The following is a 16822-nucleotide window of genomic DNA, read 5'->3' as shown; positions in this document are numbered from 1 at the left end:
TCAACTTCCTTGCAGGGGCTTGGCATCCTGGAAGAAGTAGTCCTTCCACGATTCAGGCTTGTTTTTGATGGCGCCGACGCGGTAGAGGAATTCCGCCAGCGGGTAGGTGTTTTTTGGCGTGACGCTGAATTCGAATTGCGGGTTGTCGATGATTTTCAGCAACTCAGCGCGGTCGATCTTGGCCTTGGTGACGCGAATGTAAGTGTCGGCCGCCGCGCCTTTATCGTTCTGGGCGAATTGCGCGGCTTCGGTCAGCGCCTCGACAAATGCCTTGTAGGTTTTCGGGTTGTCGTTACGGAATTTCTCGGTGGCGAACAGCACCGTTGGCGAGTTCGGCCCCAGCAGGTCGTAGGTGTTCAGCACCACATGCACGTTCGGGTTGGCCAGGGCCTGGTCCTGGAACGGCGGGTTGGAAAAGTGCCCGGTCAGTTCGGTGCCGCCGGCGATCAGGGCAGCGGTGGCATCCGGGTGCGGGACGGCGACGGTGTACTTGTCGAGGCGATTGAATTCCTTGTCGCCCCATTGCTTGGCGGCGGCGTATTGCAGGAAGCGCGACTGTACCGACACGCCCACCGCCGGCACGGCGATACGGTCCTTGTCGGTGAAGTCGGCAATGGTCTTGACCTTGGGATTGTTACTGACCAGGTAGTAGGGGAAGTTGCCCAGGGAGGCCACGGCCTTGACGTTCTGCTTGCCACGGGTGCGGTCCCAGATGGTCAACAGCGGGCCGACGCCGGCACCGGCGATATCGATCGAGCCGGAGAGCAGTGCGTCGTTGACCGCTGCGCCGCCGGACAGCTGGGTCCAATCGACCTTGATGTCGAGACCTTCCTGCTTGCCGTATTTTTCGATCAGGTTCTGGTCGCGCACTACGTTAAGCAGCAGGTAGACGATACCGAACTGTTCGGCGATGCGGATCTCGCCTTCGGCTTGCGCAGCCGTCGGCGCCAGCAGGCTGCCGGCCAACAGGCTGATACCGAGGCCGACGGTCGCGGCCAGCCGCGCAAATGGGGTTTTCCTGGACATGGTCATGCTCCGAATCAGAAAGGCGCGTCGCCCTGGATGGTGGTGCGAAACAGCTTGCGGCGCAGATGGCTCGGGCAACCGGCGGCCAGGTGGATCAGCGAGCGGTTGTCCCAGAACACCAGGTCGTGGGGCTGCCATTGGTGGCGGTAGATGTTGTGCGGCAGCACGCTGTGGGCGTAGAGCTGGGCCAGCAGGTCGCGGCTTTCGTCTTCCGGCAGGCCGACGATGCGGGTGGTGAACCCTTCGCTGACGAACAGCGCCTTGCGGCCGTTTTCCGGGTGGGTGCGCACGATGGGGTGAACCACTTCCGCGACTTGGGCAAGCTGCTCGGGCGTCAACGTCGGGCGCCAGTTGCCTTCGAATTTGGTTTCGCTGTAGCGCGCGGTATAAGAGTGCGCGGCACTGCGGCCTTCCACGGCTTTGCGCAGGTGCTCGGGCAGTTGGTCCCAGGCTTTGTGCATGTCGGCAAACAGGGTATCGCCGCCTTCGGACGGCAGCTCCTGGGCGTGGAGCATCGAGCCCAAGCTCGGCAGCTCTTTATAGGACAGGTCCGAGTGCCAGAATTTGCCTGCGTCACCCAGGCCGATGGATTGGCCGTTTTCGATGATGTTGGAGACGATCAGGATCTCCGGGTGGTTGGCCAGCAGGAACTGCTTGAGCACGTGGATCTGCAGGACGCCAAAGCGGCGGCTGAAAGCGATCTGTTGTTCGGGGGTGATGCGTTGGTCGCGGAACACCACGACGTGGTGATCCAGGTGCGCGCGATGAATGCGGGCGAAATCCTGGTCGTTGACTGGCCGGGACAAATCCAGGCCGACAATCTCGGCACCGACGCTGCCGGGCAGTGGTCGAATCTCGAACGTTTGAGTGGCAAGGGTCGCTGTTGGAACAGTAGAGGTGGCGGACATGAGTTCACTCCCGGTCAGACAGGAGAGTGACTTTATAGGCATAAGAACGGTAATTTAAATACCGTTAGGGAATATATATATGCGGTAATGTCGCAATACGTCAGCGGCGTGTCAGACCTGGCAAAACCCGCGCGTGGGCCGCCGGAGTCGCACGTTGAAACGCTTACAAGCCGAAACCGGGCCCGTTTGACAAGCCTATGGGCAGCCTCTAGTGTGCATTGGATCCAATTAGCCACCCTATTTTAATAAGGAGGATAGCGTAACCGTGACGCAGAAGCCGAACCCGTTGAACAGCATCAAGATCACCGGCCCTATTCCTGCCCATCTTGCTCGCTCCGTGATTGAAGAAACCTTGCGCAATGCCATCCTTGATGGCCGCTTGCCCTGCGGTACCGCCATGCGTCAGCAGGAGCTGGCCAGCCTGTTCGGGGTCAGCCGCATGCCGGTGCGTGAAGCCTTGCGCCAGTTGGAGGCGCAGTCACTGCTGCATGTGGTCACCCACAAGGGCGCCGTGGTTGCACCGTTGATCGAAGACAATTCGGCTGAGACCTATGAGCTGCGAATGTTGCTGGAGTCTGAAGCCCTGCGTTTGTCGATTCCCTTGCTGACCGAAGCCGATATCACCGAGGCAGACACGCTCATCTGTGCCCTGGAACAGGAAAAAGACTACACCGAGATTGGTCGTCTCAATCGCCTGTTCCACATGACCCTGTATGGCAAGGCCCCCAACCAGCGGCTGCTCAAGCTGGTGGAGCACGGGCTGAATGAGGAGGAGCGCTTCCTGCGTTTCAACCTCGAGGCGATGGGACTCGGCGAGACCTCCCAGGAAGACCACCGTGAACTGCTGAACCTGGTGACACAAAAGAAGGTCGAGGAAAGCATCCTGACGCTGCGTAATCACTTGATGCGCGGGATGGACGTGATCACAACCTATCTCGATAATCTCGACGCCGCCGCAAAGAAGACGCTTTAACAAGGCGTCAGGTCGCTCGGCTTGCCCGTCGAGCACTGCGGGGTGCCCTACCTGGCCAAGTAGCGCCCCGCGCAGAAGAAACTTCCCACTCTTATAAAGTAAGTTGCCGACAGCTTATATTATTTAGAAAAACATCTAATGCATTCATATACTGGCCAACTTGTTTAACCCGCTTATTATCTTTCATCACTAAACCAGCCACTTAATTCGACCGTGCAGTCCCACTTGCGTGAGCGCTCGTGCGCGCAAAGCCTGGTTTACATCTTTTTCATCTTCTGCGGCACACAAAAGCCCAACGTTGTTTTAGCGGCGACGCAATAATTTATAGGCATCAACTATGTACCCACCTTTACTGGAACAAAGAAAACGGCTGTTGTGCAGCCATCCGTTATTTCTGGAAATAACTTCGCTGGAAAAGTTACGACTGTTCATGGAAAACCATGTATTCGCTGTCTGGGACTTCATGACGCTCACCAAACGCCTGCAGCAGGACCTGACCTGCACTCGCCTACCCTGGCTGCCACCGGCCGACCCGCAAGCTGCACGCCTGATCAATGAGATTGTGCTGGGCGAAGAATCAGACTCACACCCCAGGCAAGGCCATTGCAGCCACTTCGAGTGGTACCTGGAAGCCATGGTCGAAGTCGGCGCCAGCACCTCGGCGATACACCGTTTCATTGCACTGCTGCACCAGGAGGTGGAAGCAAGCACAGCCCTGCGCATGGCCGATGTTCCTGCTGGGGCCGCGCGCTTCGTCAGCGACACGCTGCACATTGCGCTGCAAGCCCCTACCCATTGCGTAGCAGCCGCATTCCTTCATGGGCGTGAGCGTGTCATCCCAAGTATGTTCGAACACCTCCTGCAGCCCGATACGCTCATCCATCGCCAGGCACCGGCCTTGTGTGGCTACTTCAGGCGCCACATCGAGTTGGACACTGAACATCACGGGCCAGCAGCTGAAGAACTGCTCGAACGCCTGGTGGGTGCAGACCCGGCTTATCCGCAACAGGCCCATGACGCAGCCCTTGCCGCCGTCGAAAGCCGTATCACGTTCTGGGACGAGGTGCGCGCCGCGCTGCACGAGGTGTACCCATGAATACCGCCGGCTACACCACCATCGCCGACGACTGGGAACGCCGCGCCACCATCCGAACCCGTCCTCGTCGCCTGTTGGAAGACGACGACAAGCTGATCTACCCACTGTGCCGTCAGCCCTTGGTACTCAACGCGACCTTCATGGAACATTGCTCGCAATGGCGCGACTTCGTGCTGGTGCAAAGCTTCTATAAGTTCATCCACGATGTGGTGATTTTCGAAACCGAAATCGTCGACAAGACCGCGCGCAGCATTGCCAAGAATCGCTTCTCGGTGCCCTTCCCGCTTGCCTGTCGCGTTGATGCGATGACGGTTGTGGTAGACGAGGACTACCACGCCTTGGTGGCCCTGGATTTCATGCAACAGACTGTCGCAATGACGGGCATACAACCGATTGACCTGCCCGGGCATATCGAACTGAGTCGCGCGCTGCCGGCGGCGCAGGCGCAAGCTCCGGAACACCTGAGCGATGCTGTGGAGCTGATTGGCGTAGCCATCGCCGAAAACACCGTGACCCACGATGTCGCAGCGTTTTCCAAGGACCTCAGTGTCAAGGCCTCCATACGAGGCTTGATGGACGACCACCTGTTTGACGAAGGTCGCCACGCGCAGTTCTGGACGCGACTGGTGCGCATCTACTGGCAAGCCGCGAGCCCGGAGGACCGTGACAGCATCGCTCACGTACTGCCGACATTCCTGGCACATTACCTGACCAACGACCTGCAGAAAAACTTCGACCTGCACCTGATCGAACACCTGGACATCAACGAGCGCCTGCGCGGTGTGCTGCGCGATGAAATATCAGCGCTGGCGTTCCCCATCACCCGCCAGCACCCGTTGATGGCCAATATCATGGGCTTCCTGCAACACAGCGGCGTGCTGCAAACGCCGAGCGTGGGACAAGTGCTGAACGACTACCTGTCGGTGTCGCCATGAGGTGCCTGACCATCGGCTGGTGCGGCACAAGCAAGGCACTGGGCGAAATCAGGCCAATGCTGGAACAGTACGGCCATGTTTCAGGGCATGAGGCCACCGACCTGTGGATTGAAGACGGCAGCCTGCCGTTGCCGGATGACGTGGGCGAAACCACCTGTATAAGTCTGCGCCTGGGGATAGGCCCGTTGAGCGACGGTGGGTTGCCTGCGCTGCAAGTGCGCGCCTATGGCCATGGCCGACGCTTGTTCGCCGTGCTGGACATCGCCGAGGAGCCCAGTGGCAACGGCCAGCGATTGCGTCGGCAGGCAACAACCGCGCTGGTGGATTGGATCGCGCTGCTGGTCAGTGGCTTCTCACGTGACCCCGAGTCTCTGTCTACACGCGCGATTGCCACTGACTGGCCCGAGCACGGCCTGCACGAGCTTGAGCCGTTGGCATTTATGCATCGATTCAATCGTACGGCAAACCCTGCCCTGATCCAGGAAGCCCAGGTACCGGTGATCGAACGGGTGCAGGCCAGCCTTCACCTGTTCGCCGACCGGCAGGCGCTGAACATTGCGGGGCACACCGTGACCTACCGCCAACTGCACCTGCAGGCCATGGCGATTCAGCTGCGATTGCGCCCGCTGCTGGAGGCGCTTGAGGCGCCACCGGTGATCGCTGTATGCCTGGAAAAATCCGTGGAATTGTATGCCAGCATTCTTGCCATACTGGGCAGTGGCGCGGTGTACCTGCCACTGGGACCTGATCAACCCACACAACGCCATCAGGCCATGCTCGACAGCGCCGGGGCCCGCGTATTGCTGGATGCCGGCCAACATCCATTACGGGAGCGTTTCATTTCACTGGATGTCAGCACAGTCGAGCCGCACAACGCCAACTCCCCATCCTCGCTGATGCACGATCGCCCCTGCTCGGATATGCCGTGCATGGTGCTCTATACATCGGGCAGTACGGGCCAGCCCAAGGGTGTGCTGCTCAGCCAAGGTAACCTGGCGCATTTCACCGCTTGGTTCGGGTCCTGCATGACACTGGATGAACGGAGCCGCGTCCTGCAGTTTTCGCCCCTGGGTTTCGACTCGTCATTGATCGAAATCTTCCCCGCCCTGATTGCCGGCGCCAAGTTGATCGTACCCAGTGAGGAACAGCGACGCGACCCTGGGCAACTGGTGGAACTGCTCCGCCGACAGCGCGTCACTCATGCCTTCCTGCCGCCTGCGCTGCTCAACATCCTGCCGCCGGATTCCCCCCTGGGCGTGACGCATCTGCTCACCGGTGGCGATGCCTGCGAACCCCATGTAATCGAGCGGCTGGCGGGACGGTGTCAGTTGCACAACCTCTATGGCCCCACCGAAACCACGGTACTGATTACGCACCGGACGTTCACCCCCGATGACAATAATCGTAATGTCGGCTACCCCATCGCCAATAGCCAGGTGCTGATCCTCGATGACGATCTGCAACCGGTGGATGAGCAGGTGATGGGCGAGTTGTACATCGTCGGGCCCGGAGTGAGCCTGGGATATGTGAATGCGTCGCCGCAGGCTGACAGCCCGTTCGTCGAACTGCTGGTGCCGGGCGGCCAAACGCTGCGGGCCTACCGCAGCGGTGACTTGGCGCAGTGGACCGCCGAAGGGATTGTGCTGGGTGGGCGTCGCGACGATCAGGTAAAGATCCGCGGCTTTCGGGTCGACCCTCGGGAGATTGAACAATGCCTGCGCAGCAGCAGGCTGTATCGCGAGCTGGCCGTGGTGATCGACCATGGAAGCAGGATCTGCGCCTTTGTCGCCCAGCCCGAACCCAACGCTTCGCTGGTGGCCTTGCAGCAGCATGCGCGCCAGTGGCTACCGGACTACATGCAACCTGGTTTCTGGGTGGAACTGCCAGCCATTCCGCACAGCGACAACGGCAAAGTTGACCGCAAGGGGCTGCTGTTGCGACCCTTCCTTCCCATTTTGCAGGCCACTCCCCGCGCCGCACATACGCCGCTTCAAGCGCGATTGAGCGACCTTTGGGGTGAGCTGCTGGGCTTGCCCACCAGCCAGTTGCCCATCGATGAAAGCTTCTTTGCACTGGGCGGCCATTCGATTTTGCTGTCGACGCTGTTGTTGCGCGTTCGCGAGCAATTTGGCCGTAGTTTCGCGTTGAGCCATTTCATTGAAGTACCGACTATTCGTACGCTCGCAACGCTGATGGAGGATGGTGAACTGCCAGACGCATCCTCTGCCCAAGCGGCCATGGACGCTCAACGGGAGTGGGAAATCAATCCGTTGCAAGGGGACCGCGCAGGCAATCCGCACAAGGTGATCGTGACGGGGGCGAACAGCTTCGTCGGCGTCCATATTGTCGAGGCGTTGTTGAACGCCGGTGCCACCGAGGTGGCCTGCCTGGTGCGTGACTTGCCGGGGAGTCCTGCGATGGCTCGTTTTACCCAGGCGTTGCGTGACTACCAACTGGAACATCTGGACTTGAGCCGGGTGCGAGTATTCGCCGCCGATGTCAGCCTGCCACGATTGGGTTTGGCCGGTGACGCGTATGACGCACTCGCCACAGACTTTGGCGCCCTGGTGCACAACGCAGCACGGGTCAACCACGTGCTGGACTACGCCTCACTGACCAGGGACAACGTCGACCCCATATTCGAATGCCTGCGCCTGTGCGAAACCCGCTGCAAGAAAGTCTTCAACTTTGTCTCGACGTTGTCGGCCGCCAGCAGCATCGGCACGACGGGGCATGTGCTCGAAGCTCCGGCGGCAGCCACCCTGCCGCTGTACATCCGAAATGGCTACAACCTGTCCAAGTGGGTCGCCGAGCGGGTCCTGGGACGTGCAGTGGAGCAAGGAGCCTGGGTGAACGTCCATCGCCCTGGAAATATCAGCTTCAACAGCCATAACGGTATCTGCCAGCCACAAAAGAATCGCCTGATGTTGATGCTCAAGGGGTCGCTGCAGTTGGGCTTGCTGCCGAGGTTGGACCTGAATTTCGACCTGATGCCCGTGGACTTTCTGGCTCGCTTCATTGCGTTCCACTGCAATCGCTTTCAAGCCGATAGAAGCGTATTCAACCTGCATAACCCACAACCACTGAGCTGGGAGCACTACCTGGATGCATTCAACCGGGCGGGCCACCGGTTCGAGCGGGTAAGTACTGCGCATTGGCAGCAGGCGCTGCGAACGGTAAGCCAGGACAATGCGATGTTTGGTGTCCTCGGGTTTTACCTTGATCGACTGGATGAAGACATCGGTGACACCTCGATGATCCTCCATCACAACGCGCAACGCGGCGTTCAGCAGATGGGTGAGCAATACCCCGAAAAAGACCCGGCACTGCTGAGTAAAGGCTGCAACTACCTCAAGGCCATCGGCTTTCTTTGAACCGCTTCAGGACAACTTCATGAAACCGCTGCAACCCGATACGTTAATTCATAACCCGAACGGCCAGCCGATAGTGTCCTCTGTGGTGATCGACTGCCATGCCAATCGTCTATGGAACATGGTGGGGCAGTTTGCAGGCTTCGATGCGTTCATCCCTTCCTTGACGCATATCGAAATGATCGGCACCGGAGTGGGCGCTTTACGCACGAAATTTTTCCGCGATGGCAACCGCGTCGTAGAACAACTCAATAGCCGGGATGAGCAAGCGATGCACATGACCTGGACCACGATCTACAACACCCTGGGCGTGGCCAGGTTGTGGGCCGCAATCAAAGTGGAAGCGCTTGGAGCACACTGCTCCAAGGTAACCTGGACCATCATTGCCGACCCCCTGGAGACGGCACAGGAAGGATTTGAGCAGTTTGTGCAAGGCTTCGCAGACAGCGCGCTGGACAATGTTCGCCGCTTGCTGGGTAAGCAGTAGGAGCGAAAGGGCTCGCTCCTACTCGTACACTCAGCGGCTCAGATCTTGAAGCTGTCGACCAGCTGCTTCAACCGATTGGCCTGTTGCGACAACGCATCACAGTCTTTCAGGGTCTCGTTGAGGTTGGTCACGCCCTGCTGGTTCAGCAGGTTGATCTGGTTGATATCGACGTTGAGGGTTTCCACCACGGCAGTTTGTTCCTCGGTGGCCGCAGCGACGGACTGGTTCATGCCGTCGATCTCGACAATTCTCTGCGTTACGCTGACCAGGCGCTCACCGGCCTGGTTGGCCACCTGGACACTTTCCTCACTGGAGGTCTGGCTGGCATTCATGGTGGTCACTGCTTCACGCGACCCCACTTGCAGCGAAGTGATCATTTTATGAATCTCCTCAGCCGACTCCTGGGTACGGTGAGCCAGGTTACGCACCTCGTCGGCGACCACGGCAAACCCACGTCCAGCTTCCCCGGCACGTGCTGCTTCAATCGCAGCGTTCAGTGCCAGCAAGTTGGTTTGCTGGGAGATGCCTTTGATCACATCAAGGATGTGGCCGATATTGTCGGTGCTGGCGTTCAGGGTTTCGATCTGAGTGCAGGACAGGCTGATTTTCTGCGACAGCTCCGACATTGCCAGGATGGTTTGCTCGACCACTTTACGCCCATCATCGGCCTGCTCGCTGGCACCGCTGGCGTGCTGTGAAGCATCGGCGGCGTTACGCGCAATTTCCTGGGTGGCAGCCCCCAGTTCGTTGATTGCGGCGGCCACGCTGTTGGTGCGTGCGCTTTGCTCATCAGAGCCGATGATCGAGGCGTTGGATGATGCCATCACACGCTGAGACAGGTCATGCACCTGACGTGTTGCAGAAGACACTTCGGAAATCGAGGCGTGGATACGCTCCACGAACCGGTTGAACGCGCTACCCACCTCACCGAACTCGTCTTTACTGGTGACCGTCAAGCGGCGGGTCAGGTCGCCCTCACCTTGGGCAATGTCCTGCATGGCAATGCCCATGGTGGTCAGGGGCCGCAGTAACACTTGAATCAACAGACTCAAGAGCACGGCAATCGCGACTACGGCGATCAGCATGGCGATCAATGCAGACGTACGGAATTTGCCCAGCGGTGCGTAGGCTTTGTCTTTATCAATCGACAGGCCGATATACCAATCTGCACCGGGCAAGCCACTGATAGGTGTGAACGACAGGATGCGATCCTGGCCCTTGAGAACTACGTCCTGATTAACTTTCTCAATACGGACGTTAGTGCCTGGGTAGATGTCCTTGAGGTTTTTCATCACCTGGTCTTCGTCAGGACTTACGATGACTTGGCCGTCGCCGCTGACCAGGAACGCATGGCCGATGCCGCCGAAGTCCACCGAATTGATGATTTTTACCAGGGTTTGCAGGCTCAGGTCTCCGCCGACCACGCCGAGCAACTCGCCGTTCTTTTTCACCGGCATAGCAATAGTTACGATCTGCCCACCTACGGCGGCCATATAGGGCGGCGTGAGCATGGGTTTATCGGCAGCCACGGCTTGCTTGTACCAAGGACGCTGACGAGGGTCGTAGCCGTCAGGCATTTTTGCGTCCGGGCGCTGGGTGAACACACCGTTGGTTTGGCCAACGTAGGTGAACTGGAAGTTCGAGGTGAACGCCGGTTGATCGACCAACCCTGGAAGATCAGCAGCACTACCCTGATGGGCAACGTTTTGCGTCAGACTTTCGAGCACCAGTATTCGACCGCTAAGCCAGTTCTGCACACTACTCGCGGTGAGCTCACCGGACTGCTGGATAGACGACTCCAGATTCTGTTTGATGGTGCTGCGCTGCAGGTAATCGTTGTAAAGCGTGAATAACGCGAAGGCCAGAACCACAACGCCTGACGCGGCCAACAGAATTTTATGACTGAATTTGAGATTCATTTCATCGACTTCTTTTTGCCAAATGGGGGTGAGCGTGCCGAGAGGAACATTCCATGTAACGGTATAGGCGGCGTCTCGAGCCGCTCTATTTCGGTGCACGCATGGCTCATCAGGCTTTCGGCCAAGCGGGAGGAAAGCTTAGAAAATTGTGGGATGAATTGCCCTTTTACGTTGGAAACCGACCAAAGGTTGTCGTACAAGATTTAAAAGTAAAAAATTCTTTCCTACTACCTGTGTCGTGCTCTTAAAGCAGATCAGTGCCATGAACATGATTTGGGAGTTGGGTAGGCGTAGTTGCTGTTCGCTTACAGAGTTCATAAACCCTCTAAACGACAAAACCCCTGTCTGCATAAGCAGACAGGGGTTCTGGAATTTAATCTTGACGATGACCTACTCTCACATGGGGAAACCCCACACTACCATCGGCGATGCATCGTTTCACTGCTGAGTTCGGGATGGGATCAGGTGGTTCCAATGCTCTATGGTCGTCAAGAAATTCTGTGTACCGGAGCGTTGCTTTAGCAACGTGCCGATAAAATTCATGGACTTCTACATAAACGAAACCCCTGTCTGCGTTAGCAAACAGGGGTTTCGGAATTTAATCTTGACGATGACCTACTCTCACATGGGGAAACCCCACACTACCATCGGCGATGCATCGTTTCACTGCTGAGTTCGGGATGGGATCAGGTGGTTCCAATGCTCTATGGTCGTCAAGAAATTCGGGTACTGAGTCGTGGCCAGCGGGCCTCGCTTCAGCAAATTGGGTATGTGACAGCTGTCGGTGTTTTGTGAAATCTCGAACTTTCGGTTCATTGCGTCTTCACACACCGCAATCTGGCCTTTCGACGCAAATTGCTTGGGTGTTATATGGTCAAGCCTCACGGGCAATTAGTATTGGTTAGCTCAACGCCTCACAGCGCTTACACACCCAACCTATCAACGTCGTAGTCTTCGACGGCCCTTCAGGGGACTCAAGGTCCCAGTGAGATCTCATCTTGAGGCTAGTTTCCCGCTTAGATGCTTTCAGCGGTTATCTATTCCGAACATAGCTACCCGGCAATGCCACTGGCGTGACAACCGGAACACCAGAGGTTCGTCCACTCCGGTCCTCTCGTACTAGGAGCAGCCCCTCTCAAATCTCAAACGTCCACGGCAGATAGGGACCGAACTGTCTCACGACGTTCTAAACCCAGCTCGCGTACCACTTTAAATGGCGAACAGCCATACCCTTGGGACCGGCTTCAGCCCCAGGATGTGATGAGCCGACATCGAGGTGCCAAACACCGCCGTCGATATGAACTCTTGGGCGGTATCAGCCTGTTATCCCCGGAGTACCTTTTATCCGTTGAGCGATGGCCCTTCCATACAGAACCACCGGATCACTAAGACCTACTTTCGTACCTGCTCGACGTGTCTGTCTCGCAGTCAAGCGCGCTTTTGCCTTTATACTCTACGACCGATTTCCGACCGGTCTGAGCGCACCTTCGTACTCCTCCGTTACTCTTTAGGAGGAGACCGCCCCAGTCAAACTACCCACCATACACTGTCCTCGATCCGGATAACGGACCTGAGTTAGAACCTCAAAGTTGCCAGGGTGGTATTTCAAGGTTGGCTCCACGCAGACTGGCGTCCACGCTTCAAAGCCTCCCACCTATCCTACACAAGCAAATTCAAAGTCCAGTGCAAAGCTATAGTAAAGGTTCACGGGGTCTTTCCGTCTAGCCGCGGATACACTGCATCTTCACAGCGATTTCAATTTCACTGAGTCTCGGGTGGAGACAGCGCCGCCATCGTTACGCCATTCGTGCAGGTCGGAACTTACCCGACAAGGAATTTCGCTACCTTAGGACCGTTATAGTTACGGCCGCCGTTTACCGGGGCTTCGATCAAGAGCTTCGCGTTAGCTAACCCCATCAATTAACCTTCCGGCACCGGGCAGGCGTCACACCCTATACGTCCACTTTCGTGTTTGCAGAGTGCTGTGTTTTTAATAAACAGTCGCAGCGGCCTGGTATCTTCGACCGGCATGGGCTTACGGAGCAAGTCCTTCACCCTCACCGGCGCACCTTCTCCCGAAGTTACGGTGCCATTTTGCCTAGTTCCTTCACCCGAGTTCTCTCAAGCGCCTTGGTATTCTCTACCCAACCACCTGTGTCGGTTTGGGGTACGGTTCCTGGTTACCTGAAGCTTAGAAGCTTTTCTTGGAAGCATGGCATCAACCACTTCGTTAACTAAAAGTTAACTCGTCATCAGCTCTCGGCCTTAGAATCCCGGATTTACCTAAGATTCCAGCCTACCACCTTAAACTTGGACAACCAACGCCAAGCTGGCCTAGCCTTCTCCGTCCCTCCATCGCAATAACCAGAAGTACAGGAATATTAACCTGTTTTCCATCGACTACGCTTTTCAGCCTCGCCTTAGGGACCGACTAACCCTGCGTCGATTAACGTTGCGCAGGAAACCTTGGTCTTTCGGCGTGGGTGTTTTTCACACCCATTATCGTTACTCATGTCAGCATTCGCACTTCTGATACCTCCAGCAAGCTTCTCAACTCACCTTCACAGGCTTACAGAACGCTCCTCTACCGCATCACTTACGTGATACCCGTAGCTTCGGTGTATGGTTTGAGCCCCGTTACATCTTCCGCGCAGGCCGACTCGACTAGTGAGCTATTACGCTTTCTTTAAAGGGTGGCTGCTTCTAAGCCAACCTCCTAGCTGTCTAAGCCTTCCCACATCGTTTCCCACTTAACCATAACTTTGGGACCTTAGCTGACGGTCTGGGTTGTTTCCCTTTTCACGACGGACGTTAGCACCCGCCGTGTGTCTCCCATGCTCGGCACTTGTAGGTATTCGGAGTTTGCATCGGTTTGGTAAGTCGGGATGACCCCCTAGCCGAAACAGTGCTCTACCCCCTACAGTGATACATGAGGCGCTACCTAAATAGCTTTCGAGGAGAACCAGCTATCTCCGAGCTTGATTAGCCTTTCACTCCGATCCACAGGTCATCCGCTAACTTTTCAACGGTAGTCGGTTCGGTCCTCCAGTTAGTGTTACCCAACCTTCAACCTGCCCATGGATAGATCGCCCGGTTTCGGGTCTATTCCCAGCGACTAGACGCCCTATTAAGACTCGCTTTCGCTACGCCTCCCCTATTCGGTTAAGCTCGCCACTGAAAATAAGTCGCTGACCCATTATACAAAAGGTACGCAGTCACCCAACAAAGTGGGCTCCCACTGCTTGTACGCATACGGTTTCAGGATCTATTTCACTCCCCTCTCCGGGGTTCTTTTCGCCTTTCCCTCACGGTACTAGTTCACTATCGGTCAGTCAGTAGTATTTAGCCTTGGAGGATGGTCCCCCCATATTCAGACAAAGTTTCTCGTGCTCCGTCCTACTCGATTTCATGACTAAGAGATTTTCGCGTACAGGGCTATCACCCACTATGGCCGCACTTTCCAGAGCGTTCCGCTAATCTCAAAGCCACTTAAGGGCTAGTCCCCGTTCGCTCGCCACTACTAAGGGAATCTCGGTTGATTTCTTTTCCTCAGGGTACTTAGATGTTTCAGTTCCCCTGGTTCGCCTCTTGCACCTATGTATTCAGTACAAGATAACCATCTTATGATGGCTGGGTTCCCCCATTCAGACATCTCCGGATCAAAGTCTGTTTGCCGACTCCCCGAAGCTTTTCGCAGGCTACCACGTCTTTCATCGCCTCTGACTGCCAAGGCATCCACCGTATGCGCTTCTTCACTTGACCATATAACCCCAAGCAATCTGGTTATACTGTGAAGACGACATTCGCCGAAAATTCGATCATACTCAATTAAGAGCCACTCACAAATTTTACCTTAGCCTGATCCGTTACCAGTGAAAGTAACGTTCAGTCTATCTTTCTATCACATACCCAAATTTTTAAAGAACGATCTAATCAAAGACTAGAAATCAACATTCACCATCATACTGATGGAATGCTCATTTCTAAGCTTTCATAACGCAGAAGCAGTAGTGGTGGAGCCAAACGGGATCGAACCGTTGACCTCCTGCGTGCAAGGCAGGCGCTCTCCCAGCTGAGCTATGGCCCCGTATTTCTACAGGCGTTTCCCACACAAAATTGGTGGGTCTGGGCAGATTCGAACTGCCGACCTCACCCTTATCAGGGGTGCGCTCTAACCAACTGAGCTACAGACCCAATTTCGGGCTGCTTCTTTATCGTCTTCTTCAATGAATCAAGCAATTCGTGTGGGAACTTATGGAGCAGCTGATGTCGTCGATTAAGGAGGTGATCCAGCCGCAGGTTCCCCTACGGCTACCTTGTTACGACTTCACCCCAGTCATGAATCACACCGTGGTAACCGTCCTCCCGAAGGTTAGACTAGCTACTTCTGGTGCAACCCACTCCCATGGTGTGACGGGCGGTGTGTACAAGGCCCGGGAACGTATTCACCGCGACATTCTGATTCGCGATTACTAGCGATTCCGACTTCACGCAGTCGAGTTGCAGACTGCGATCCGGACTACGATCGGTTTTCTGGGATTAGCTCCACCTCGCGGCTTGGCAACCCTCTGTACCGACCATTGTAGCACGTGTGTAGCCCAGGCCGTAAGGGCCATGATGACTTGACGTCATCCCCACCTTCCTCCGGTTTGTCACCGGCAGTCTCCTTAGAGTGCCCACCATGACGTGCTGGTAACTAAGGACAAGGGTTGCGCTCGTTACGGGACTTAACCCAACATCTCACGACACGAGCTGACGACAGCCATGCAGCACCTGTCTCAATGTTCCCGAAGGCACCAATCCATCTCTGGAAAGTTCATTGGATGTCAAGGCCTGGTAAGGTTCTTCGCGTTGCTTCGAATTAAACCACATGCTCCACCGCTTGTGCGGGCCCCCGTCAATTCATTTGAGTTTTAACCTTGCGGCCGTACTCCCCAGGCGGTCAACTTAATGCGTTAGCTGCGCCACTAAGAGCTCAAGGCTCCCAACGGCTAGTTGACATCGTTTACGGCGTGGACTACCAGGGTATCTAATCCTGTTTGCTCCCCACGCTTTCGCACCTCAGTGTCAGTATCAGTCCAGGTGGTCGCCTTCGCCACTGGTGTTCCTTCCTATATCTACGCATTTCACCGCTACACAGGAAATTCCACCACCCTCTACCATACTCTAGTCAGTCAGTTTTGAATGCAGTTCCCAGGTTGAGCCCGGGGATTTCACATCCAACTTAACAAACCACCTACGCGCGCTTTACGCCCAGTAATTCCGATTAACGCTTGCACCCTCTGTATTACCGCGGCTGCTGGCACAGAGTTAGCCGGTGCTTATTCTGTCGGTAACGTCAAAACCATCACGTATTAGGTAATGGCCCTTCCTCCCAACTTAAAGTGCTTTACAATCCGAAGACCTTCTTCACACACGCGGCATGGCTGGATCAGGCTTTCGCCCATTGTCCAATATTCCCCACTGCTGCCTCCCGTAGGAGTCTGGACCGTGTCTCAGTTCCAGTGTGACTGATCATCCTCTCAGACCAGTTACGGATCGTCGCCTTGGTGAGCCATTACCCCACCAACTAGCTAATCCGACCTAGGCTCATCTGATAGCGCAAGGCCCGAAGGTCCCCTGCTTTCTCCCGTAGGACGTATGCGGTATTAGCGTCCGTTTCCGAACGTTATCCCCCACTACCAGGCAGATTCCTAGGCATTACTCACCCGTCCGCCGCTCTCAAGAGAAGCAAGCTTCTCTCTACCGCTCGACTTGCATGTGTTAGGCCTGCCGCCAGCGTTCAATCTGAGCCATGATCAAACTCTTCAGTTCAAACATCTTTGGGTTTTTAAGAAACCCTAAACTTGGCTCAGCAATCGTTGGTTATTCTTTGATTTCTCGCGGAGTAACTTGTGATGCTGATAATCTTGTTGACTATCAGTCTGACTCCACAAGCACCCACACGAATTGCTTGATTCAGTTGTTAAAGAGCGGTTGGTTAAGAGCTTTCGTCTCAACCGAGGCGCGCATTCTACAGCAGCCTCATTTGCTGTCAAGTGATTATTTTCAGAAGCTTTCGAAGATTTCTTCAACAACTTCAACCACTTGCGCTTGCGATCTCTCGT

General features: G+C 56.0%; 8 protein-coding genes, 2 tRNA genes and 4 rRNA genes. 5 read left to right on the top strand and 9 right to left on the bottom strand.

The features are described from left to right. Both BB029_RS23645 and BB029_RS23640 read right to left on the bottom strand, forming a co-directional pair. Entirely contained in the window at nucleotides 1–1026 is a 1026-nt protein-coding gene (locus BB029_RS23645) for an ABC transporter substrate-binding protein (protein ID WP_065940994.1), read from the bottom strand. A 14-nt stretch (nucleotides 1027–1040) separates the two neighbouring features. Further along, a complete protein-coding gene (locus BB029_RS23640; RefSeq protein WP_065940993.1) occupies nucleotides 1041–1934 on the bottom strand; it encodes a TauD/TfdA family dioxygenase in 894 nt (297 codons plus the stop codon). Between the two features lie 265 nt (nucleotides 1935–2199). Here BB029_RS23640 and BB029_RS23635 point away from each other — a divergent pair, with 265 nt between their 5' ends. The 5 genes from BB029_RS23635 to BB029_RS23615 all read left to right on the top strand — a co-directional run bounded on the left by BB029_RS23635 (nucleotide 2200) and on the right by BB029_RS23615 (nucleotide 8796). Further along, the gene (locus BB029_RS23635; RefSeq protein WP_065940992.1) at nucleotides 2200–2907 is read left to right on the top strand and encodes a GntR family transcriptional regulator; all 708 of its coding nucleotides are present in this window, start codon (nucleotides 2200–2202) and stop codon (nucleotides 2905–2907) included. A gap of 337 nt (nucleotides 2908–3244) precedes the next feature. Then, the gene (locus tag BB029_RS23630; RefSeq protein ID WP_065940991.1) at nucleotides 3245–4003 is read left to right on the top strand and encodes a DUF3050 domain-containing protein; all 759 of its coding nucleotides are present in this window, start codon (nucleotides 3245–3247) and stop codon (nucleotides 4001–4003) included. Further along, a complete protein-coding gene (locus BB029_RS23625; protein WP_065940990.1) occupies nucleotides 4000–4938 on the top strand; it encodes a diiron oxygenase in 939 nt (312 codons plus the stop codon). The genes BB029_RS23630 and BB029_RS23625 overlap by 4 nt, the downstream gene beginning before the upstream one ends. Continuing rightward, nucleotides 4935–8312: an amino acid adenylation domain-containing protein gene (locus BB029_RS23620; RefSeq protein ID WP_065940989.1), complete on the top strand. Its 3378-nt coding sequence runs from the start codon at nucleotides 4935–4937 to the stop codon at nucleotides 8310–8312. Before BB029_RS23625 ends, BB029_RS23620 begins: the two co-directional genes overlap by 4 nt. Nucleotides 8313–8331: 19 nt before the next feature. Further along, entirely contained in the window at nucleotides 8332–8796 is a 465-nt protein-coding gene (locus tag BB029_RS23615; protein ID WP_065940988.1) for an SRPBCC family protein, read from the top strand. Between the two features lie 38 nt (nucleotides 8797–8834). Here the strand turns inward: BB029_RS23615 and BB029_RS23610 are convergent, their stop codons facing one another. From BB029_RS23610 to BB029_RS23580, 7 genes are all read right to left on the bottom strand, one after another. After that, entirely contained in the window at nucleotides 8835–10715 is a 1881-nt protein-coding gene (locus BB029_RS23610) for a methyl-accepting chemotaxis protein (protein WP_027608051.1), read from the bottom strand. 377 nt (nucleotides 10716–11092) lie between these two features. Then, nucleotides 11093–11208 (bottom strand): 5S ribosomal RNA (gene rrf / locus BB029_RS23605). Between the two features lie 109 nt (nucleotides 11209–11317). Next, a 5S ribosomal RNA gene (gene rrf, locus BB029_RS23600) occupies nucleotides 11318–11433 on the bottom strand. Nucleotides 11434–11585: 152 nt separating this feature from the next. Further along, nucleotides 11586–14477: ribosomal RNA gene (locus tag BB029_RS23595) — 23S ribosomal RNA — on the bottom strand. Nucleotides 14478–14726: 249 nt separating this feature from the next. Further along, nucleotides 14727–14802 (bottom strand) — tRNA-Ala (locus BB029_RS23590). A 30-nt stretch (nucleotides 14803–14832) separates the two neighbouring features. Next, nucleotides 14833–14909, bottom strand: a tRNA-Ile gene (locus tag BB029_RS23585). Nucleotides 14910–14992: 83 nt separating this feature from the next. Then, nucleotides 14993–16529: ribosomal RNA gene (locus tag BB029_RS23580) — 16S ribosomal RNA — on the bottom strand. Together the 16S, 23S and 5S rRNA genes with 2 tRNA genes alongside form the textbook arrangement of a ribosomal RNA operon. Nucleotides 16530–16822 lie beyond the last annotated feature (293 nt).

It is taken from the genome of Pseudomonas sp. S3E12, from assembly GCF_001702295.1.
Classification (GTDB): Bacteria; Pseudomonadota; Gammaproteobacteria; order Pseudomonadales; family Pseudomonadaceae; genus Aquipseudomonas; species Aquipseudomonas marginalis.
The sequence above is the reverse complement of the archived record's forward strand: the minus strand, read 5'-3'. Positions and strand labels throughout refer to the sequence as shown.

What these genes read in the sequence shown, in the direction of transcription:
- BB029_RS23610 (WP_027608051.1), bottom strand. Translation starts at nt 10,715, where the DNA reads ATGAATCTCAAATTCAGTCATAAAATTCTGTTGGCCGCGTCAGGCGTT.
- BB029_RS23615 (WP_065940988.1), top strand. Translation starts at nt 8,332, where the DNA reads ATGAAACCGCTGCAACCCGATACGTTAATTCATAACCCGAACGGCCAG.
- BB029_RS23625 (WP_065940990.1), top strand. Translation starts at nt 4,000, where the DNA reads ATGAATACCGCCGGCTACACCACCATCGCCGACGACTGGGAACGCCGC.
- BB029_RS23645 (WP_065940994.1), bottom strand. Translation starts at nt 1,026, where the DNA reads ATGTCCAGGAAAACCCCATTTGCGCGGCTGGCCGCGACCGTCGGCCTC.
- BB029_RS23620 (WP_065940989.1), top strand. Translation starts at nt 4,935, where the DNA reads ATGAGGTGCCTGACCATCGGCTGGTGCGGCACAAGCAAGGCACTGGGC.
- BB029_RS23640 (WP_065940993.1), bottom strand. Translation starts at nt 1,934, where the DNA reads ATGTCCGCCACCTCTACTGTTCCAACAGCGACCCTTGCCACTCAAACG.
- BB029_RS23630 (WP_065940991.1), top strand. Translation starts at nt 3,245, where the DNA reads ATGTACCCACCTTTACTGGAACAAAGAAAACGGCTGTTGTGCAGCCAT.